This window comes from Rhodanobacter sp. Soil_C_14, assembly GCF_057657335.1.
In genome coordinates this window covers 269,022-287,841 of sequence record NZ_JBDGIQ010000005.1, presented here as the reverse complement: position 1 = coordinate 287,841, position 18,820 = coordinate 269,022, and the positions used below count along the sequence as shown (strand labels likewise).

Here is an 18,820-nt window from a genome sequence, read left to right as displayed (position 1 = left end):
CCCGGGCTGAACCTCAGCCCATGATGCACCGCCCCGGCGACGGCAACATGAATCCGGGCGCAGCCAACGCGACCGCTCGACGTACACTGGATGCATTGCTCCGGGAAAACGTTCCATGCCGCTCAATGAAACCCTGCTGATTGTCCTCGTGATCCTCGCCGCGCTGGTGTTGCTGCTGCAGGTGGCGCTGCTGCTGCGCGGCCGCGGCGATCCCGGCCTCGCAGCCAAGCTGGACACGCTGAAGGACGACAGCGCCCGCGTCGAACGCACCGTGCGCGAGGAACAGCGCGCCGGCCGCGAGGAATTGCAGCAGGGCTTCGACCGCTTCCGCGGCCACCTGGGCGAACAGCTCAACGGCATGTCGCAGCAACAGTCCGAGCGCATCGACGGCTTCGGCCAGCGGCTGACCCTGCTCACCGAACGCACCGACAACGGCCTGCAGTCATTGACCCAGCGACTGATCGAGGACGCGCGCAAGGGCCGCGAGGAAATCGCCACCACCCTCAACCGGCTGGGCGAACAACAGCAACAGCGCCTGGCCGCGCTCACCGCCGACAACGAAAAGCGCATGGGCGAGATGCGCGCCACGCTGGAAGCCAAGCTTGGCGCGATCCAGCAGGACAACGCGGCGAAACTCGAACAGATGCGCGCCACCGTGGACGAAAAGCTGCACGCCACGCTGGAAACCCGCCTGGGCGAATCGTTCAAGCTGGTGTCCGAGCGGCTCGAAGCGGTGCAGCGCGGGCTGGGCGAAATGCAGAACCTGGCCACCGGCGTGGGCGACCTGAAGCGGGTGCTGACCAACGTGAAGAAGCGGGGCATCTTTGGCGAAGTGCAACTGGGCGCCCTGCTGGAAGACATGCTCACCGCCGAGCAGTACGCGTCCAACGTGATCACCGTGCCGGGCAGCAACGACCGCGTCGAGTTCGCGATCCGCATGCCGGGCCAGGACGAGGGCGAACACGTCTACCTGCCGATCGACGCGAAGTTTCCGGTGGAGGACTACCAGCGCCTGCTCGACGCCCAGGAAGCCTCCGATGCCGATGCCGCGCAGGCCGCCGGCCGCGCGCTGGAACTGCGCGTGCGCGAGGAGGCCAAGCGCATCCACGGCAAATACGTGGCGCCGCCGCACACCACCGATTTTGCCGTGCTGTACCTGCCCACCGAGGGCCTCTACGCCGAGGTGATCCGTCGCCCCGGCCTGTTCGAGAACCTGCAGCGTGACCACCGGATCACCGTGGCCGGTCCGACCACGCTCAGCGCCCTGCTCAACAGCCTGCAGATGGGCTTCCGCACGCTGGCGATCGCCAAGCGCAGCAGCGAGGTGTGGAAGATCCTCGGCGCGGTGAAGAACGAGTTCGGCAAGTTCGGCGTGGTGCTGGAAAAGACCCGCAAGCAACTCGACGCAGCCCGCAACAGCATCGACAGCGCCGGCCAGCGCACCCGCGCGATCGAGCGCAAGCTGCGCGACGTGGAATCGCTGTCCGGCGACAGCCCGTTGCTGCTGGATGATGTTCCCGCGCTGGATGACGGTGGTGACGACGCCACCGCGCCGTAGGACGAATGCGCCTACGGACAGACGGCGCTCACCGTTTCCACTGGAACACGTCTTCCACGCCCGCGCCGAACACGCGGGCGATGCGGAACGCCAGCTCCAGCGAGGGCGCGTACTTGCCCGCCTCCAGCGCGATCACCGTCTGCCGGGTGATGCCGCAGGCATCCGCCAGCGCCTGCTGGGTCATCTCGCCATGCTCGAAGCGCAGCTTGCGGATCAGGTTGTCGATCGGCGTGCCGGTCATGCGGCGCGCCGGTCGTGCCAGTAGGTGATGCCCGTCACCGCGTACTCGAGCAGGCAGGAGGCGATCAGGCCGGCCATCAGCAGGTTGGACATCGCCATCGGCCTTGCCCAGGCCAGATGATCCAGCGGCGAGAACGCGAACATCACCGCCAGCGCCAGCACGAAGACCGACAGCCCCCCGCGTGCCCACCCGCTGGCGCGCGCCTCGATCTGGCGATCGCGCTCGTCGGCCTCCACGGTGTCGCGCCAGCGCTTGCGCAACACCTGCATCACCACCAGCCACGCGACCACCAGCCAGCCGACGTGCCGGCCGATCGCCGAGGCCTCCGGCGCCATCGAGCCATCCGCGGCGACCATCTGCGAGCCGCGCAGGGCGTAGTAGGCGAGGATGGCCGCGGTGAAGATCAGTCCGATCCAGGCGCGCTGTTCGCCGGGGGACACCGTCGCCATCGACTCATCCGTCTTCGCCGCGGCCGCCGATTCGCGCATGGTCGACCACAGCAGGTACCAGACCAGCCATGCCGCCCCCAGCATGGCCAAGCCACCGGGCCAGCCCAGGTCGATGTCCGGCAGCACGAACAGCACATAGAACGCGAGAACCGACAGCGGGATCAGCACGGCATAACGCAAGGATCGAGGCACGATGTCTACTCCATTGGACGTTATGTACGTTATACATTACATATTGTCGTGTCAACATGACCTTCAGCGGAGCAGCCTGCACCGGCCCGGCACCGGAACGAGCGCTGCACAGACGCCACTGGACACGGACGCTAAACTGGTACGTCCGCATACCGAGGCCTTCGCATGAGCGACCAGCGCAACCCGAACGATGTCAGCCAGGAACAAGCCGAGGAGGCGGTGCGCACCCTGCTGCGCTGGGCCGGCGAAGACCCCACGCGCGAAGGCCTGCTCGACACGCCCAAGCGGGTGGTGAAGGCTTACGGCGACTGGTTTTCCGGCTACGCCGAGGACCCGGCCGATTTCCTCAAGCGCACCTTCAAGGAAGTCGAGGGCTACGACGAGATGGTGGTGTTGCGCGACATCGAGTTCGAGAGCCATTGCGAGCACCACATGGCGCCGATCATCGGCCGCGCCCACGTCGGCTACCTGCCGACCAACCGCGTGGTCGGCATCAGCAAGCTGGCCCGGGTAGTGGACGGTTACGCGCGGCGCTTCCAGGTACAGGAAAAACTCACCGCGGAAATCGCCCACTGCATCCAGGAAACCCTGCAGCCGGCCGGCGTGGCGGTGGTGATCGACGCCAGCCACGAGTGTATGACCACCCGCGGCGTGCACAAGCGCGGCGTATCGATGGTGACCAGCCAGATGCTGGGCACCTTCCGCGAGGACGCCAGGACGCGCGCCGAGTTCCTGCAGTTCATCGGCATCCACGGCGGCCACCGCTGAACACGCGGGTGATCGCTGCCGCCGCGGCCCTGCTGCTGGCATCGACGGCGACCCATGCCCAGTCCAGCCGCGAGGAGTACCTGCGGCGCTTCGACGGCAACGGCGACGGCCGGGTCAGCGCGGCGGAATACGTGGCCTACATGAGCCAGGGTTTTCGCAACATGGACAGCAACGGCGACGGCATCATCGAAACCGATGAACTGCCCAGTGGCCGCGGCCAGCCGATCACGCTGCAGGAAAACCGCGACAACCTGCGCCGCCAGTTCCACAAGCTGGACCGCAACCGCGACGGTTACCTCAACGCCCACGAACTGACCGCGCCACCCGGATAATGCCCCACCCCTGCGTGCAGGGGAGGGGCCGGGGTGGGGTCGCCCCTGGCTCAGGCCGAGATCGCCAGCTTCTCGGAGCGATACAGCTGCGCGGTCACCAGCACCGCGAGCAGGGCCGCCGCCAGGCTGCCGGCCAGGCACAGGCCGAGCTGTTCGCCGGTGACACCATCGCCGCGCAGCAACTGCATGATGCCCAGGTTCTGCCCCAGCAGCGGGATCGCGTACATCCACGCCTGCGCCTTGATCGGCATGAACGACAGCAGCGCACTGGGGATGATCGGCACCAGCATCAGCAGCGAGATGTAGGTCTGCGCCTCGCGATAGCTCTTGGCAAACGCCGCCACCAGTGACTGCAGCGCGGACAGCAGCAGCACCAGCGGCAGCATCAGCAGCAGCACGTAGGTGGCGAAGTGCAGGCCAAGGTCCAGCTCCATGCCGATCTTCTCGGCGGGGATGAAGCGGCCGACCACGGCGAAGCCCAGCAAGGTGATCAGCAGGCTCGCGGTGGAGAACGCGCAGATCGCCGCCAGCTTGCCGCACAGGATCTTCCAGCGCGCCACCGGGTTGGCGAACAGCGGTTCCAGCGATTGCCGCTCGCGCTCGCCGGCGGTGAGGTCGATCGCCAGGTACATGCCGCCCATGAAGATGGTGATCACGAAGAAGTACGGCAGCATCGCGAACATCAGCACCGCGCGCGACTGCGGCGTGGCCTGGTCGCGCTTGGCCACCTGCAGCGGCCACGCGGTGCTGGGCGACATCCCGCGCGCGACCAGTCGCATCGCACCCTGTTGCCGCGCATAGTTCTCGACCAGGTCGCTGACCCGCTCCACCGACGTGTTCGCATCACGCCGCGAGGAGTCGTAGAACAGCTCCACCTGCACCGGCTCACCCTTGCGCCACGCCTTGCCGTAATCAGGAGCAATGCGCAGCACCACGTCGGCGTCCTGCTTGCGAACGGTCTGCGCGGGATCGGCCACCGCCGCGCCCGGCACCACGCCGCCGGCCTTCAGCGCATCGATCAGGTTGGGCGCATACCCGGCGCCCAGCACCGGCACCGGCAGCGGCTTCTCGGCCTTGTCCAGTTCGCGGTTGAGGGTGAGGTTGATCAGCATCACGAACAGCAGCGGCCCCAGCAGCGGGCCGGTGAGGAAGGCGCTCATCAGGGTGCGGCGGTCGCGCAGGTTTTCCTTCACCTCCTTCAGGAACACGGTGAGGAAGGCGCTGCTGCGCCGGATTTTCGCGGACATGTCGTTCATGCGGCGAGGCCCTCTTCGCTGCCGATGATCTTCACGAAGGCATCCTCCAGGTTGTCCTCGCCGGTTTGGGCGCGCAGCGCGTCCGGCGTTTCGTCGGCCACCACGCGGCCGTGTGCGATCACCACGATGCGGTCACACAAGGCGCCCACCTCCTGCATGATGTGGCTGGAAAACAGCACGCAACGCCCCTCTTCTTTCAGCCGCGTCATGAACTGGCGCAGCGCACGGGTGGCCATCACGTCGAGGCCGTTGGTGGGTTCGTCGAGGATGACGTTGCGCGGGTCGTGCACCAGCGCGCGGGCGATCGCGGTCTTCACCCGCTGGCCCTGGGAGAAACCCTCGGTGCGGCGGTCGGCGATGTCGCCCATCTCCAGCGCCTTGACCAGGGCTTCGCGCCGGCTCGCCAGCAGTTCTTCGGGCAGACCGTGCAGACGGCCGAAGTAGTCGATGTTCTCGCGCGCACTGAGCCGCTTGTACAGCCCGCGCGCATCCGGCAGCACGCCGAGCTGGCGACGCACGGCCAGCGGGTCGGCCGCTGCATCGATGCCATCCACCAGCACCTGGCCACGATCCGGCGCCATCAGCGTGTACAGCATGCGCAGCGTGGTGGTCTTGCCGGCGCCGTTGGGGCCGAGCAGGCCGGTGATCTCGCCGTCGCGGGCAGTGAAACTGACGCCGTCGACAGCCTTCACCGCGCCGAACGCCTTGTGCAAATCCCTTACCTCGATCATGGGGTCGCTCCGTTGAAGTCGATGAAGATCGGCGTCGGCTGCAACCGGTCCAGGCAACTCGCGTCCAGCGTCTTCGGGTCGAGCTTCTCGATGAAATGCTGGATCAGCTGCGGCGTGCAGCCGGTCGCCATGACACTGTGCGCCTGGCCCTTGAGGGTCAGCACCCGCGCGTTCGGCAGGCCCTTGGCCACTTCCTCGGCGTAGCGGGGCGGGGTCACCGGGTCGTACTGGCCGGCCAGCAGCAGGACCGGCTTGTCGGTCTTCAGCGGCGCGTGAAAATCGGCCGGGCGCGTGCCTTTCGGCCACACCGAACACACCGCCTTCAGCGCGTCGACCATGCGCGTGCCGAGGATGGTCTGCGCATCCTGCGGGCGCACGGCCAGCAGGTCGGCGTCCTCGCTGCAGATCACCGAATACTGCATGCCGCTGCCCATCAACTCGGACAGTTCGCCGGATAGCAGCTTGGCCTGGCCCAGCAGCGGACCCACGTCGCCATGCGCCGCCGCGTCGATCGATAGCGGCAACAGCGCGGCGGTGGCCGGCGTGTAAGCGAACATGCGCACCACGCTGGCCAGCGAGTCCTCGTCCAGCATCTGCTTTACCGTCTGGTAGTTCTGCGGATCGCGAAAACTGACCTGGTGCGGATTGGCCCGCAACGCGTCGCGCAGCTGGTACAGGGTCTGGTCCGGATCGCCGAACTGCTTCTTGCAGGCCGGCTCGGCGGTGCAGCGGGCGAACTGCGCCTTCAGCGCGTCGTCCAGGTTGCGGGCGAAGTCCTCGCCCAGGGCCAGCGAATTCGGCACGGCGCTGTCCAGCACCACGCTGCGCACCGACTGCGGAAAACGCATCAGGTACTGCTGCGCCATCCGCGTGCCGTACGACACCCCGAGCAGGTCGAACTGCGGCGAACCGATGGCCTTGCGCACGTCCTCCAGATCCTGCGCCGCGATCGTGGTGGTGTAGTAGCGCGGATCGGCACGACCGGCCAGCAGCTTCAGGCACTGCGCCGCCGCTGCGCGCAGCTTGTCGGCGTCGAAGGTGCTGTCGTCCGGCGTGGTCGTGGCGGCGGACTCCTTGCAGCTGAGTGCGTTGGAGCCGCCGGTGCCACGCTGGTCGAGCAGCAGCACGTGGCGATGGGCCAGCAGCGGCTTCAGCACCGTCGCCACCTGGCCCGCTGAATCGGTGGCCGCCTGTCCCGGGCCACCGGCAAGAAAGGCCAGCATGTCGGGACTGGCCACCTGCGCCCGCGAACGCAGCACGGCCAGCTTCAGCTTGATCGTGCGGCTGTGCGGATCGGCCCGGTTTTCCGGCACGGGGAAGTCCGCGCACCAGGCCGCCGTGCTCAGGCCGCTGTTCGGCGCGGCAAGCTCGCATGCAGTCAGGGTCAGGCTGCCGAGTTTCCAGGTGGCGGCCGGCGCGGGTGCGACAGCCGCAGTCGAGGCCGAAGCCGGCGCAGGTGGCGCCGGGTCCTTCTCACGATGATGGGCGACGCGGTTGGCCGAGATGATCGCCACCGCGACGGCGACCATCACGCCCATGCGTTTTCCGGGTTTCATGCTCACGTATCACTCCCCAGGTTCAAAAATGGATTCGATCGTTTGCCCGAACAGCCGGGCAATCTTGAAGGCCAGCGGCAAACTCGGATCGTACTTGCCGGTCTCGATGGCGTTGACGGTTTGGCGCGAAACATCCAGCCGTTCGGCCAGGTCGGCCTGCGACCAGGCCTGCGCGCCGCGCAGTTCACGCACATGGTTATTCATGACTGCGATAGCGCCACAGCACCAGCAGCTTGGCGATGCCGAAGCTGGCGAACAGGCACGGCATCACCCAGATGGCGACCACCTGCCCCGACACCGACCAGCCCACATTGGCGCCCATCAGCAGGCCGAAGCTGAAGAAGCCGAAGCCGGTGACCATGGCGGAGATCGCGAACGCCTCCAGGTCGATGCGCCGCTCGAGTTCATCCTGGTCGCGAACCACGCGAACCATCGCGCGGATGGCCAGCAGGATGGGCAACAGGGGCAGCAGGGCCAGCACGACGCGCCAGGTGACACTGTCGACCCGAGCCGATACCAGCGCCGAAAGGAAGATCAGTACGACATACGCGGCCATGGCCGGCAGGAATTCGCGCAGGTAGCGCTTGTGCACTTCGCGCATGGCCATCAGTCATGTCCCCCGGTTGATGGTGTGGTCGACGACACGGGCCTCATCCCTGCCTCCGGTCATCTGCCAGCGCCGCCTTCTGCCGACGGTGACGGACCAGCTGCAGCATGGCAAAAGCGATGAATGCCGCCGCCATCCCCGCGAACACGCCCCACAACTGATCGTCGTTCTTCATGTAGGCAAAGGCGGCCACCACCGCCATCAGCACGGCGGCCAGCAAGGCGCGCACGTAACCGGGAATGCCCGAATCGCCGGCGCAGGCAAACATGTCGCCGCCATAGCGCCGGACCAGCAGCGACCGGGTGATTCCGTAACTGGCCATCATCAGCGGGAACACCCAGATCAGGATCGATCCGTCGATGGCGAGCACGTGCGCCGCCGCCAGAAAGCCGCCGACCAGGCTGAGCGCTGCCGTAAGCATCGTGGCCACGCCCAGCGCCACCAGGTGCATGCGCTGCTCCAGTTCGTCGCTCTCGCGGATACGGCGGGCCATCAGCATGAACAGGTAGAGCATCGGCAGCACCGGCGCCAACGCCAGCAGGCCTTTGGCCGCCCAGCCCTCCACCGTGCGTGCCAATGGCCATACCAGCAACAGCAGCACGATGTAGACACTCATGCTGAGCAGGGTCTGCCACTGGTAGCTCTTGTTCGAAAGACGGGTCATCACGTGGCCTCAAAGCGACTTCAGGAAAACGTCCAGCGCCTGCTGAAACCTCACCGGCTGGTCGAGCATCACGAAGTGCCTCGACGGCGAGATCGAGACCACCTTCGCCTTCGGCGCATCGGCCAGCAGCGACTGGTAGTACGCCGTCTTCTGCGCCTCGCTCATCGCCATCGGCGGCTGGCTGAAATCCGGTGCGTTGTATGGCGAGATCTCCAGGATCGGCACGTTCGCGTTCTTCAGCGCCGCGCGTCCGTCGAAGGCGAGATCCTCGGCCATGTACTGCGCGCTGGCCTTGATGTCGCTGCGCGCATTCATCGGCGCGTAGCGCGCGGCCAGCTGCGGATCGATCACGCCGATCTTCTGCATGTAGCCCAGCGACTGCGCCTGGAACTGCTCCGGCGTCACCGCCGCCATCTGCTGCTGCATCTGCGCCGCCATCGCCTTGCGCTGCTCCGCGCTCACCCGCTCCATGCCGGGGAAAATCGGCAGTCCATCCACCGCCACCACACCCGAGATCAGTGCCGGATGCTCGCCGGCAAAGCGCAGCGCCAGCGTGCCGCCCAGGCTGTGGCCGATCAGCACCGGCTTGTCGATCTTCCGCTGTTCGATCAACTGCTCCAGCGACGCATCCGCCCGATCGAACAGGTTGCCGCCGTCAGCCGGCGCCGGCACGCCATCAAAACCCGCCAGCGTCACCGCGTACACCACGTGATCCTTCTGCAACTGCTCGATCATCCGCTGCCACACCCACGGCCCACCCTGCAGCCCGGGGACCAGGATCACCGCACGACCATGGTCGCCGTGACGCTCGACTTTCAGCGTGCCGACCGTGCTACCTGCCGGTGACTGCGCCAGCGCCACCGGCGCTCCGGTCAGCAGCGCCAGTGCCAGCACCGGGAAAATCCAGCGACGCGATCCTTTTTTCATGGCGATAGCTCCTCGGAAATGATGTCAAGCAACCTTGACAGCACAAGCCTATAGAGTCCGCACGGATGATGTCAAGCGAACTTGACAGCAATCATCAACAACACGCTGGCCGAGCCGCCACTGGTCCGAAAAGAGCTGGTTGTCGCACCACGAAATAGTGACCAAGTTGGCATTTTGTAGTGCCAATTTTTGTCAGGGATAGCTTACAAATCGTCATCAAACCCTTGCGACGTCCCATTTTACCTGGCTCCCGGAGCCACTGGGCAGCGGTAGTAACCGTTTACATTCATAGTCTGGCATGTGACTTGCTTAAGTCCGTTCGCAACCCTCGAAACCACCTGGAGAGAATCACCATGCTGTTCAAGAAGACCCTGCTTGTCACCGCCATGATTGCCTTCGGCGGTTTTGCTTCATCCTCGATGGCGGCCAGTCCGGCCTCGACGACCTTCCATGTCAACCTCACGATCAAGAGCGCCTGCACGGTCAGCGCCACCGACGCCACGTTCAACCAGGTCAACGCCGACGCCGGCGCGGACCAGACCGTCGACGCCACCGACAACATCAGCGTGGTGTGCTCCAAGAACACGCCCTACACCATTGGCCTGCTGCCCTCGAGCACCAATACCGACGGCACCGGTTCGATGGCCGGCACCCTGAGCAGCGACACGGTTGCCTACGCGCTCTATCAGGACGCAGGTGACAGCATTGCGTGGGGTGACGCGACGGCCAATCGGCTGGGCGGCACCACCGACCTCGTTGGCAATCAGACCCAGAGCTACACGGTGCACGCGAAGGTGCTGGCCGCGGCCCTCAATGTCACGCCCGACAGCTACTCCGACGAAGTCGCCGTGCACGTTTACTACTGATCACCGCACATGAAGCCGCGTCTGCATGCACGGACTTTCCTGGCCATCGCGCTCTCGCTGGTTAGCGGGACCACGCTGGCCAGCGGCCTGCAGGTGTCGCCTGTCTCGCTGACATTGCAGGCCAGGCAAAGCGCCGACGGCTTGTGGCTGAGCAATAGCGGCGACGGCATCGTGCATGCGCAGGTGCGGGTGTATCACTGGACGCAACAGGGCGGCGAGGAACAGCTCACGCCCTCGCGGGGATTGATCATCAGCCCGCCGATGCTGCAGATCGGCATTGGCGATCAACAACTGGTCCGAGTGATCCGTGTCGGCGCACCGCCCAGTGGCGCGGGCGCCGTGGAAGACGCTTATCGCGTATCGATCGACGAACTTCCGATCGATACGCAGGGCAAGAAGGGGTTGCAGTTCGTGCTGCACTACTCGGTCCCGGTGTTTGTGGAACCCGTGGGTACGGAAGCAGTGGCCCCGCAGTTGCAATGGAGCATGCAGCGCGACGGTGACCGCGCCGTGTTGCAGGTGTCCAACAGCGGAACGGGCCACGCCCAGCTTGCCCAGGTCAGTTACGTGGACGACCGGGGCCATCGCACCGAGATTTCCGGCGGGCTACTGGGGTACGTGCTGCCGGGCGCCACGATGCACTGGACACTGAAGCAGTCTGCGGCAGCTTTTGCCGGCAATGGCACTTTCGAGGTGATGATCAATGGCGCCAAGGCCACGCAAAAGCTGTCGTTGGCCGTCCGCGCTCACTGAGGTTTTGCTGCTGGGACTGCTTGCATCCTCGGCCCATGCCGCGGACGGCCCCGCGGCTGCAGCAGGCAGCGCTGCCTTCGGCGCGAGTCCGGCATTGACCCTGGATGTAGCAGACTCGATGGCCGCTTTCGGCGGCACCGACCTGTATCTTGACGTTACCGTCAACGGCAGCAGTAGCGGCCTGGCCCACTTTGGCCAGCGTGACGGAAAGTTGTGGGCGACGAAGGCGACTCTGCGCCAGCTCGGCTTCGTGCTGCCGGAACACACGGCCGACCCGATACGCCTGGACAGCCTGCATGGCGTGCAAGTCAGCTTCGATCAGGAGCGGCAAAGCGTTGTCATCATTGCGCCGTTGAGCCTGTTGAAGCTGCCCACTCACATCCTGGACACCTGGACGACCGCGCCCCGGAAAGCCGGCGCCTCGCCCGGCTTGCTGCTCAATTACGACCTTTATGGCACGCGAGGTGGGCACGGCAACGGCAGCCTGAATGCGTTCACCGAATTGCGCGCCTTCAACGGCACCGGCGTGCTGAGCTCCACCTCCCTGTCGCAGGCGAGCCGCGCTGGCGACGCATGGAACAACAGGTCGGTACGACTGGACACCAGCTGGAGCACATCGTTTCCAGAAGAGATGCTGACCCTGCGCATTGGCGATACGCTCACCGCGACCACCTCGTGGTCCCGCAGCATGCGCATGGGCGGCGTGCAGATCGGCACCAATTTCTCGCTGCAGCCTTACCGCGTCACCATACCGCTGCCCGAGTTCATGGGCTCGGCCACCCTGCCCTCTCGGGTGGAGCTGTATGTCAATGGCATGAAGCAGTACAGCGGCAACGTGCCGGCCGGCCCGTTCCAGCTCAACACCGTTCCGGGCATCAATGGCGCGGGTAATGCCCAGGTCATGCTGACCAATGCACTGGGTCAGGTCACCACACTGGATTTCTCCCTGTACAACACGCCGACCCTGCTGCAGAAAGGACTGTCCGACTGGTCGGCGGAACTCGGCGTGGTGCGCGAGAACTATGGTCTGGCCTCTTTCGATTACGACGACAACCCGGCAAGCAGCGGAACGTGGCGTCACGGCTTCAGCAGCAACTTCACCGGCGAGTTTCATGGCGAAGTCACCCGCGACCTGACCAATGCCGGCGCCGGCGGCAACTGGCTGCTCGGCAGCGTCGGCGTGGTTTCGGCTTCGGCGGCACACAGCCAGAGCCGAGGCTTGAGCGGATCGCAATACAGCCTGGGCTACAGCTGGACCAGCAGCCGCTACAACTTTGGTGTCAACGGCATGCGCGCCGACGATGACTATCGTGACACCGCCTCGTTGTATGGCGGTCCGCCGCCGGAGCTCAGCGCCAGTGCCCAAGCGGGCTTCAGCACCGATCATCTGGGCAGCTTCGGCCTCAACTACGTGCATCTGCGCTACCAGCAACAGCAGGCCTCCCGCTACGCCAGCGCCTACTGGTACAAGTCGGCAGGCCGCCGCATGACGCTCAGTCTCAACGTCAACCAGAACCTCGATCAACGACGCGACCGCAGCTTCTTCCTGAGTCTCAACCTGTCGCTGGACGATCGCATTTATATGAGTGCGGGCGTGCAACATGACGGCGACCGCAACCTCTATACGGTGAACGCCACCCAGTCCGTTCCCACCGCTGGCGGCTTCGGCTGGCGCGCGCAACTGCAGCAGGGGGAGGGCACGCAAGGCGGCCAGGCCGAACTGGATTACCTGGGCCGCTACGGCCAAGTGCAGGCCGGCATCAGCAACATGGCCGGGAGTCACTACACCTACGCCGGCGCCAACGGTTCGGTGGTCTTGATGGGTGGCGGCTTGTTCGCCGCACGCCAGATCTATGGCGGCTTCGCGGTCGTCTCCACGGATGGCGTGCCGAACGTTCCGGTGAAGCTGGAGAACAACCTTGTCGGCACCACCGACAGGAGCGGCCACCTGCTGGTCACCCCGCTCAATGCCTATCAGAACAACAAGCTCAGCATCGACCCAATGGATCTGCCGGCCGGCGTGCGCATCACCCGGGTGAACACCATCACCACGCCGACTGATCGCGCCGGAACGCTGGTGCGCTTCGGCATCACGCCAACCCGCGCCGCCTCGATCATTCTGGTCGACGCGGCGGGCAAGCCGCTGCCCGTGGGCAGTACGGTGCGGGTGCGCGGACACCACGATGCGCCGGCCCTGCTCGGCTTCGACGGCGTGGTGTATCTGGACACGCTCGACGTGCGCAACGTGCTGGACGTGGATACTCCGGCAGATACCTGCCACGTGACCTTCGACTACCACAAGCAGGGTGACGGCATCCCGCAGATCGGGCCGCTGACCTGTCGCGAGGAGCAACCATGAACCTGCCGCTGTTTCGCTGCTGTGTCGCGTTGCTGCTGATCGGCATCGGACTGTCGTGGGCCGCTCCGGCGCATGCGGACAACGGAACGATCACCTGCAGTGCCAACACCCAGACGGTCAATTTCGGCTCCATCAGCTTGCCCTCGAACTCGGCAAGCCCCACCACCCAAGCCATCGGTGGCGTCACCTGCACCAGCACGAGCAACCAGGACCACACCTTGCGCATTTGTCTCCAGGAGACCAGCGCATCCCCTCGTCAGATGCAGCTGATTCCGCCTGGTACGGGCGGGGCGCTACCGTTCGGTCTGTATACGGATGCTGCCGCCACGACACCGCTGTCGACCAGCACCAGCACGGTAGTGCAGGTTTTGACACTGGCTGCCGGCAACAGCGTATCCATCAATGTGCCGCTTTTCGGGAAAATTCCTCCCATTCCTTCCAGTCTGCCACCGGGCCTGTATTCGTATACCTCCACCCTTCAGATGTCTTATGGCGCCAATAAAAATGGCGATCCTCCGCCCGCTTTATGCAACGGCCTGCAGCAATTCTCGGGGACCGTGACGCCCCCGCAACTCGTTGTGCAGGCAACCGTGTCCAATCAGTGCACCGTGAGTGTCAGCGCCACCGACATCGACCTCGGCAGCCAGCCCAGCACGGCCACCAATATCGCCGGCCAGAACACCATCAGCGTGACCTGCCCGCCCAGCACCGCCTATTACGTCGGCCTGTCGCCCTCCAACGGCAACACCGGCGGTGCCGGAGTGATGAGTGGCACCGGCAGCAATAGCGACAAGGTGCCGTATCAACTTCATTCCGGCAGCACCAGTGGACCCATATGGGGCAACACCGCCACCTCGACCAGCGCGGGCAACGGCGTAGCCGCCACCGGTACCGGATCATTGAGCGCATATGCCGTGGCGCCCGACGCCAACTACAAGCCCGATACCTATACGGACACCGTCACCGTTATCGTGAACTACTGAATTCCGGGCCGAACCACGGCAACCGCATGCGGAAGTCGACGGACGATCTTCCCGAGCCTCTCCGCGGCAGCGGCGCCCCTGCGACGGGCAGTGCTCGACAGCATTTCAATAGACGATTCGAACCACCTTCGCGTCCGAATACTCGCCCGGGGGAACGCGTTGTCCAGGGGGCACTGATCCGGAAATGACCAGATGGACTGCCTTCTCGCCCTGTCCCCTTACATGCAACGTTTCGCCAACGGCCCAGGGTTGGCCGTTCGCCTCAAGCACGTATCTCACGGCCGCCCCGTCGGGCCCTCTCAACGTGCGACCGCCTTCCAGATAGATGGCTGCCGGAACACCCTGGCTGCAGGTCACATCGATGGACCCTGCGGTACCGGTGCCCGCAGCCGGACCGCCTGTTCGATAGGGCGCAAAGACAAGTGGCCGGGTCTGGACGCTGCATGAGGCCACGACAGTCAGGGATATCCGCAAGGTACCGGCAGACTGGCGGGCAACAGCCAGAGCAGGCAGGAGCACCAGGGCGGCTGCGATGAAGCGGAGAGCCGTGATGGCGATGTCGCCGCCCGAACCCCCGGCCCCGCCCACCATGACCGTTGAGCGAGCTCCAGGTATTCGCGTTGCGCAAATCATGAGCAGCGGTGAACTGATCGACCACCTCATGCTGCACCTCGCAGTACCCCGTTGCTCCGGGGCGGCCAAGCGGTTACGGAATCCAGAGCAGAGCCTCAGGGTTCAAGCGAACTGTTCGTGACCATCGCCCGCGCCATCTGCCAGACAGACCACGCATTTCTGGCCAGAACGGGCGAGGGATGATGCAGGGTCACGTCTTAGGACGGCGTGAAACCCGCAAGGAGTCCAATCCCGGCCCGAAGTTCATGCCAGAGGCAGTCAGCGCCCGGACGCCCCGCCCCCAATGGCAACGAATTCCGCCGCGGCATTGACGCGCCCCGTTGCTCCACGGTTGCGTGAGGCCTTGATCGGCATGCTGGCCGCAGCCGGCCATCCGCTTCCATTGCACGTGGCCGCGTCGATCGCGTGGCGGCCCGAGTCACTTTCAGCAGATGGAGTGACCCTCATTCACCTGGGCAAGGCGTCGCGTCCGGAACCACTCCTGCGCAGTACCGACATTCACGACACCCACCGACCTTTGTCGGGTCCTGACACTCCGTTTCAGGGCCTTGGCCAAGCCCGCCCCGCCACGTGCAAGGGTCGGGTGACTCATTTTTCACCTTTGTGACACAAACCTCATTTCATGACTCGCTCGTTTCGTTCACGGTTTGTGGAAAATTTGTAATGAAATATCAAAAAAAGGCGTCAAACGGCGCCTGTCCAACAACGCTCGGGAAAAGGGAGGAACCCGTCGAAACAGGGCATCAGAAGTTTCAAGAATTTGGCACGTAGTTTGCTTTTGCCTACGCGCCACCTCTCAAGAACAGGCTTGTCGGGAGTTTTTCATCATGAAGCAAGCGGGACATCACAGGGCCGATTGCCGGGACACAGCGTCCCTGGCGAGCCTGTGTGTCCGCTTTGCCGGCCATGCCAGGGCATGGTTGCTCGCTGCCCTGCTCCTGCTCGGATCGACATTCGCTGCCACGGCATCGGCGGCTGGCGTGGCGGCCGGCACGCAGGTGAACAACACGGTGACGGTGAGCTATGTGCAGGGCGGCGCCACGCTTACCGGCACGGCCAGCGCGAGCTTCGTGGTCGATCAGCTGATCGACGTGACGACGACCTGGCAGGATGCCAAGCCGGTGCAGGCGGCGGCCGGATCGGTCAACCAGACCCTGCTGTTCCGGCTGACCAATACCGGCAACGGGAATGACAACTACAAGCTGGCGCCGACCGCCCTGCCCGCCAGCGGCACCGGATTCGCGGTCGACCAGTGCAGGCTCTTCATCGACCAGGATCGCAACGGCAGCTATTCCGGCAGCGACCCGGAATACGTGCCGGGCAACAACGACCCGGTTCTCGCCGCCGGCAGCTACATCGATGTGTTCGCCCTCTGCGCGCTGCCCGCCACGGCGAATGACGCCAGCCTCGCCAAGGTCAGGCTGACCGCCACCTCGAACATCCTCAGCGGAACGCCAGGCAACTCCAGGGCAGCAACGGGCACACCCGGCATGAACAACGTGGTGGTCGGCATGAGCCATGGCCGCTCGTCATCCGACGGCACCTACCAGGCCAGCAGCGTCGGCTACCAGTTCACCTCGACCCAGCGGGTGACGGACAGGTCCGGCGGCAGCGTAGCGACCTCCGGCTCACGCATCGTCTACACGATGACGGTCACCGGCAACGGCGGCAGCGCCGCCGGCCGCAACCTGATCGTCACCAATCCGATCCCCGAACACACCACCTACGACCCGGGCAGCCTGACCCTGGATGGCGTCGCCCTCGGTGACGGCAACACCGACGGCGACGCCGGCGACTACAACGTCACCACGGCCAACGCCATCGCGGTCCGGCTGGGCAACATGCCCGGGACGGCCAATCCGCACACCATCACTTTCGAAGTCACGATCAATTGAGGTCACGAACATGAAATCGATCCGCATCCCCCTTCTTGCGCTTGGCCTGCTTGCCGCGTTTGCGCTGCAGGCAGCACCGGCCAAGGGCAGCATCGAGCTGCAGTCGGTGGCCACGCAGCAGAAAGTCACCGTGGAAAAGGACGGCAGCAAGCACACCGAAATGGTGCCGGCTGCACGCGTGGTTCCCGGCACCGAAGTCACCTACACCATCAACTACCACAACGTCGGCGCGAAGCCGGCGGACGACGTGGTGATCAACAACCCGGTGCCTGCACACATGGATTACGTCGCGGACTCGGCGACCGGCGCGAACACCACCATCAGCTACTCGGCCGATGGCGGCAAGACGTGGGCCGGCACGCTGGCGCAGCTGTCGGTGAAGAACGCCGACGGCAGCATGCGCCCGGCCACCGAGAAGGATTGCACCCACATCCGCTGGGTGGTGAACGGCAAGGTCGCGCCTGGCGCGAAGGGTTCGGTGAGTTTTCGTGCGGTGCTGCAGTAACTCGGGGTTCTGCAGCACAGCAATGACATGACAGAAGGATCAGTTCACAGGTTTTGCTGACCGGGCCGAGCAGGCCCGGTTACTCGGGGAGCATGGCGTTGTGACGTAACCGCCGGCGGGGCAAGCCCGCACGGCTCGGGGTGTTCACGCACTGCTAGGTAGATGCCGGCCAGGCACGACGTGTCTGGCCGCAGAGGGAAGTGCGTGCCGAAAACACGCAAGCGACACGGGCCAACGGCGCAAGAACCGACGTCCCGGCAACACGGCCAGCCAGGCATGGCGACACCGATCCACATGGCCAGCGGATCAACAGTCCTGAAAAACCTTTACAGAGGAAACACTCATGAAACATCTCAATCGAGCCAGGCTCGCATCGACCTTGATGGTCGGCGCGCTGCTTGGGCTGGGATCGATGGCGGCGAATGCTGCCACGAATACTCCGGCAAATACGTCGATCTCCAACAAGGCGACCGTAAGCTACAACGTCGGCGCCGTTGCGCAGACGCAGGTCGAGAGTTCGCCCACCGGCAATTCCACGCCGGGCGTTGGCAATGGCACCGCCACGACCTTTGTGGTCGATGCGAAGCTCGTGCTTACCGTCACCAAGGTGGATGGCTCGATCGTCAACGTGACGCCGGGCCAAGCCGGTACCGTGCTGGCTTACCAGGTCACCAACACCGGCAACAGCACCCAGGGCGTGAGCTTCACGACGCTGGCCAAGGCTACCGGCACCACCAACCCGTTCGCGAGCCAGCCGGCCGACAACTTCGATACGACGGGAGTGCAGATCCGCGTATCGGCCAACAACACGGGCACATACAACGCCACCAACGACACGGCGTCGGCCATCTCGCAGCTGGCACCTGGCGCTTCACGGTACGTGTTCGTGGTGTCCAGCATTCCGCTGGCACAACTGAACGGCGACAGCGCCGTGATGGCATTGGTCGCGCAGGTAGCAAAGGCTGGTGCCGATGCCAACTACGCCACCGCACCGGGTACCGATATCACGACGGACGACCGTACGGCCGCGTGGACGCCGGGCACCATGCAGCTGATCTTTGCCGACGCGGCGGGCAGCGATGATGGCACATTGGATGGCAAGGCCTCGGCTCAGAACGCTTACCTCGTCAAGTCAGCCAGCCTGACCATCACCAAGACGTCCAAGGTGATCAGTGATCCGACCGGTACGACGATTCCCCATGCCATTCCTGGTGCGGTCATGCAGTACACGATCACGGTGGCCAACGCTTCGAGCGCCAGCGCGAACGCGTCCTCCATCGCGATCAACGACAGCCTGTCGTCGATGCTGACCAATGTGACCTGGAGCCCCAACTCTCTTGCCGTAGCCAGCACCGGCACTGGCAATGCAAGCGGCACCTGCGCAGACAGCGGTACCACGCTGACCGCCACTGGAATCTATACGCCAGTGACCTGCGGATACAGCAGTTCGACCGTATCGGTCGGCAACATCACGCTGGCACCGGGCAACACCGCGACGATCACGTTCAACGTCACCATCAACTGACGGCGGACTGATCGCACCGT

The 18,820-nt window shown here is 64.9% G+C and carries 20 protein-coding genes; 10 read left to right on the top strand and 10 right to left on the bottom strand.

All coding sequences use genetic code 11. The features are described from left to right. The first annotated feature begins 115 nt into the window (after nucleotides 1-115). Nucleotides 116-1,558, top strand: coding sequence for a DNA recombination protein RmuC (locus AC3A56_RS13800; RefSeq protein WP_056768193.1), 1,443 nt, complete (start codon nucleotides 116-118; stop codon nucleotides 1,556-1,558). Between the two features lie 28 nt (nucleotides 1,559-1,586). Here the strand turns inward: AC3A56_RS13800 and AC3A56_RS13795 are convergent, their stop codons facing one another. Next, complete coding sequence (locus AC3A56_RS13795; RefSeq protein WP_056768190.1) at nucleotides 1,587-1,799, bottom strand: helix-turn-helix transcriptional regulator; 213 nt, start codon at nucleotides 1,797-1,799, stop codon at nucleotides 1,587-1,589. Beyond that, nucleotides 1,796-2,440 carry a hypothetical protein gene (locus AC3A56_RS13790; protein WP_487770703.1) on the bottom strand — a complete coding sequence of 215 codons (645 nt, stop codon included), beginning with the start codon at nucleotides 2,438-2,440 and terminating at the stop codon, nucleotides 1,796-1,798. The genes AC3A56_RS13795 and AC3A56_RS13790 overlap by 4 nt, the downstream gene beginning before the upstream one ends. Nucleotides 2,441-2,605: 165 nt before the next feature. On the opposite strand from AC3A56_RS13790, the gene folE reads away from it, so the two are divergent. Continuing rightward, entirely contained in the window at nucleotides 2,606-3,208 is a 603-nt protein-coding gene (gene folE, locus AC3A56_RS13785; RefSeq protein WP_487770702.1) for a GTP cyclohydrolase I FolE, read from the top strand. Between the two features lie 8 nt (nucleotides 3,209-3,216). Beyond that, nucleotides 3,217-3,540: an EF-hand domain-containing protein gene (locus AC3A56_RS13780; protein WP_487770701.1), complete on the top strand. Its 324-nt coding sequence runs from the start codon at nucleotides 3,217-3,219 to the stop codon at nucleotides 3,538-3,540. A 50-nt stretch (nucleotides 3,541-3,590) separates the two neighbouring features. Here the strand turns inward: AC3A56_RS13780 and AC3A56_RS13775 are convergent, their stop codons facing one another. Genes AC3A56_RS13775 through AC3A56_RS13745 form a run of 7 tightly spaced genes read right to left on the bottom strand, consistent with a single transcriptional unit; the run spans nucleotide 3,591 to nucleotide 9,281 of the window. Further along, the gene (locus AC3A56_RS13775; RefSeq protein ID WP_487770700.1) at nucleotides 3,591-4,796 is read right to left on the bottom strand and encodes an ABC transporter permease; all 1,206 of its coding nucleotides are present in this window, start codon (nucleotides 4,794-4,796) and stop codon (nucleotides 3,591-3,593) included. Then, entirely contained in the window at nucleotides 4,793-5,527 is a 735-nt protein-coding gene (locus AC3A56_RS13770) for an ABC transporter ATP-binding protein (protein WP_056717994.1), read from the bottom strand. Before AC3A56_RS13770 ends, AC3A56_RS13775 begins: the two co-directional genes overlap by 4 nt. Continuing rightward, nucleotides 5,524-7,083: an alpha/beta hydrolase gene (locus tag AC3A56_RS13765; RefSeq protein ID WP_056768182.1), complete on the bottom strand. Its 1,560-nt coding sequence runs from the start codon at nucleotides 7,081-7,083 to the stop codon at nucleotides 5,524-5,526. The genes AC3A56_RS13770 and AC3A56_RS13765 overlap by 4 nt, the downstream gene beginning before the upstream one ends. Before the next feature lie 9 nt (nucleotides 7,084-7,092). Further along, nucleotides 7,093-7,287, bottom strand: coding sequence for a helix-turn-helix transcriptional regulator (locus AC3A56_RS13760; protein ID WP_007806678.1), 195 nt, complete (start codon nucleotides 7,285-7,287; stop codon nucleotides 7,093-7,095). Then, nucleotides 7,280-7,690 carry a hypothetical protein gene (locus tag AC3A56_RS13755; RefSeq protein WP_487770699.1) on the bottom strand — a complete coding sequence of 137 codons (411 nt, stop codon included), beginning with the start codon at nucleotides 7,688-7,690 and terminating at the stop codon, nucleotides 7,280-7,282. Before AC3A56_RS13755 ends, AC3A56_RS13760 begins: the two co-directional genes overlap by 8 nt. Nucleotides 7,691-7,733: 43 nt before the next feature. Beyond that, entirely contained in the window at nucleotides 7,734-8,354 is a 621-nt protein-coding gene (locus AC3A56_RS13750) for a hypothetical protein (RefSeq protein ID WP_487770698.1), read from the bottom strand. Between the two features lie 9 nt (nucleotides 8,355-8,363). After that, a complete protein-coding gene (locus AC3A56_RS13745; RefSeq protein WP_487770697.1) occupies nucleotides 8,364-9,281 on the bottom strand; it encodes an alpha/beta fold hydrolase in 918 nt (305 codons plus the stop codon). A gap of 353 nt (nucleotides 9,282-9,634) precedes the next feature. On the opposite strand from AC3A56_RS13745, the gene AC3A56_RS13740 reads away from it, so the two are divergent. The 4 genes from AC3A56_RS13740 (at nucleotide 9,635) to AC3A56_RS13725 (ending at nucleotide 14,242) form a co-directional block, all read left to right on the top strand. Further along, on the top strand, nucleotides 9,635-10,147 hold the full coding sequence (locus tag AC3A56_RS13740; protein WP_487770696.1) for a Csu type fimbrial protein: 513 nt from the start codon (nucleotides 9,635-9,637) through the stop codon (nucleotides 10,145-10,147). Between the two features lie 9 nt (nucleotides 10,148-10,156). Further along, nucleotides 10,157-10,900, top strand: coding sequence for a fimbrial biogenesis chaperone (locus AC3A56_RS13735; protein WP_487770695.1), 744 nt, complete (start codon nucleotides 10,157-10,159; stop codon nucleotides 10,898-10,900). A gap of 118 nt (nucleotides 10,901-11,018) precedes the next feature. After that, nucleotides 11,019-13,259, top strand: coding sequence for a fimbria/pilus outer membrane usher protein (locus tag AC3A56_RS13730; protein ID WP_487770694.1), 2,241 nt, complete (start codon nucleotides 11,019-11,021; stop codon nucleotides 13,257-13,259). After that, nucleotides 13,256-14,242 (top strand): Csu type fimbrial protein, encoded by a 987-nt coding sequence (locus AC3A56_RS13725; protein ID WP_487770693.1) that lies wholly within the window; start codon nucleotides 13,256-13,258, stop codon nucleotides 14,240-14,242. Before AC3A56_RS13730 ends, AC3A56_RS13725 begins: the two co-directional genes overlap by 4 nt. 105 nt (nucleotides 14,243-14,347) lie before the next feature. Here AC3A56_RS13725 and AC3A56_RS13720 read toward each other — a convergent pair whose 3' ends face one another. After that, nucleotides 14,348-14,833: a spore coat protein U domain-containing protein gene (locus AC3A56_RS13720; protein WP_487770749.1), complete on the bottom strand. Its 486-nt coding sequence runs from the start codon at nucleotides 14,831-14,833 to the stop codon at nucleotides 14,348-14,350. Between the two features lie 1,022 nt (nucleotides 14,834-15,855). On the opposite strand from AC3A56_RS13720, the gene AC3A56_RS13715 reads away from it, so the two are divergent. The 3 genes from AC3A56_RS13715 to AC3A56_RS13705 all read left to right on the top strand — a co-directional run bounded on the left by AC3A56_RS13715 (nucleotide 15,856) and on the right by AC3A56_RS13705 (nucleotide 18,800). After that, the gene (locus tag AC3A56_RS13715) at nucleotides 15,856-16,770 is read left to right on the top strand and encodes a hypothetical protein (protein WP_487770692.1); all 915 of its coding nucleotides are present in this window, start codon (nucleotides 15,856-15,858) and stop codon (nucleotides 16,768-16,770) included. A 10-nt stretch (nucleotides 16,771-16,780) separates the two neighbouring features. Continuing rightward, nucleotides 16,781-17,275, top strand: a complete 495-nt coding sequence (locus AC3A56_RS13710) for a hypothetical protein (protein WP_487770691.1) — start codon at nucleotides 16,781-16,783, stop codon at nucleotides 17,273-17,275. Between the two features lie 343 nt (nucleotides 17,276-17,618). Then, nucleotides 17,619-18,800 carry a hypothetical protein gene (locus AC3A56_RS13705; RefSeq protein ID WP_487770690.1) on the top strand — a complete coding sequence of 394 codons (1,182 nt, stop codon included), beginning with the start codon at nucleotides 17,619-17,621 and terminating at the stop codon, nucleotides 18,798-18,800. Nucleotides 18,801-18,820 lie beyond the last annotated feature (20 nt).

Bases quoted from the DNA above. Each gene is read 5' to 3' on its own strand.
- AC3A56_RS13770 (WP_056717994.1), bottom strand. From the start codon at position 5,527: ATGATCGAGGTAAGGGATTTGCACAAGGCGTTCGGCGCGGTGAAGGCT.
- AC3A56_RS13720 (WP_487770749.1), bottom strand. From the start codon at position 14,833: ATGGTGGGCGGGGCCGGGGGTTCGGGCGGCGACATCGCCATCACGGCT.
- AC3A56_RS13725 (WP_487770693.1), top strand. From the start codon at position 13,256: ATGAACCTGCCGCTGTTTCGCTGCTGTGTCGCGTTGCTGCTGATCGGC.
- AC3A56_RS13735 (WP_487770695.1), top strand. From the start codon at position 10,157: ATGAAGCCGCGTCTGCATGCACGGACTTTCCTGGCCATCGCGCTCTCG.
- AC3A56_RS13800 (WP_056768193.1), top strand. From the start codon at position 116: ATGCCGCTCAATGAAACCCTGCTGATTGTCCTCGTGATCCTCGCCGCG.
- AC3A56_RS13710 (WP_487770691.1), top strand. From the start codon at position 16,781: ATGAAATCGATCCGCATCCCCCTTCTTGCGCTTGGCCTGCTTGCCGCG.
- AC3A56_RS13765 (WP_056768182.1), bottom strand. From the start codon at position 7,083: ATGAAACCCGGAAAACGCATGGGCGTGATGGTCGCCGTCGCGGTGGCG.
- folE (WP_487770702.1), top strand. From the start codon at position 2,606: ATGAGCGACCAGCGCAACCCGAACGATGTCAGCCAGGAACAAGCCGAG.
- AC3A56_RS13760 (WP_007806678.1), bottom strand. From the start codon at position 7,287: ATGAATAACCATGTGCGTGAACTGCGCGGCGCGCAGGCCTGGTCGCAG.
- AC3A56_RS13740 (WP_487770696.1), top strand. From the start codon at position 9,635: ATGCTGTTCAAGAAGACCCTGCTTGTCACCGCCATGATTGCCTTCGGC.
- AC3A56_RS13750 (WP_487770698.1), bottom strand. From the start codon at position 8,354: ATGACCCGTCTTTCGAACAAGAGCTACCAGTGGCAGACCCTGCTCAGC.
- AC3A56_RS13730 (WP_487770694.1), top strand. From the start codon at position 11,019: ATGGCCGCTTTCGGCGGCACCGACCTGTATCTTGACGTTACCGTCAAC.
- AC3A56_RS13795 (WP_056768190.1), bottom strand. From the start codon at position 1,799: ATGACCGGCACGCCGATCGACAACCTGATCCGCAAGCTGCGCTTCGAG.
- AC3A56_RS13745 (WP_487770697.1), bottom strand. From the start codon at position 9,281: ATGAAAAAAGGATCGCGTCGCTGGATTTTCCCGGTGCTGGCACTGGCG.
- AC3A56_RS13775 (WP_487770700.1), bottom strand. From the start codon at position 4,796: ATGAACGACATGTCCGCGAAAATCCGGCGCAGCAGCGCCTTCCTCACC.
- AC3A56_RS13755 (WP_487770699.1), bottom strand. From the start codon at position 7,690: ATGGCCATGCGCGAAGTGCACAAGCGCTACCTGCGCGAATTCCTGCCG.
- AC3A56_RS13705 (WP_487770690.1), top strand. From the start codon at position 17,619: ATGAAACATCTCAATCGAGCCAGGCTCGCATCGACCTTGATGGTCGGC.